Origin of the sequence: Paenibacillus sp. 203, from assembly GCF_037027525.1 — a bacterium.
In the GTDB taxonomy this organism is placed as follows: Bacteria; Bacillota; Bacilli; order Paenibacillales; family Paenibacillaceae; genus Paenibacillus; species Paenibacillus polymyxa_B.
Window position 1 is genome coordinate 1 of sequence record NZ_JAXCHD010000111.1, and the last position, 220, is coordinate 220.

The 220-nt window shown below is 44.1% G+C and carries 1 rRNA gene; it reads left to right on the top strand.

From position 1 onward, the window contains the following. Positions 1-69: ribosomal RNA gene (locus WA407_RS26635) — 16S ribosomal RNA — on the top strand; the annotation flags it as partial. Between the last annotated feature and the right edge of the window lie 151 nt (positions 70-220).

Below are 220 nucleotides of genomic sequence, written 5' to 3' on the forward strand. Positions count from 1 at the left end.
GGGTAGATGATTGGGGTGAAGTCGTAACAAGGTAGCCGTATCGGAAGGTGCGGCTGGATCACCTCCTTTCTATGGAGAATCGTTTCCTGCAATGGAAACATTCAAATATGAAGCGTAAGCTTCAAAAACTACTCACTCGTTGCTCAGTTTTGAGAGCTCAAACTCTCAAAAAAAGCTGGTTGTTTACAGCTTTGCACCTTGAAAACTGGATACCGAAACG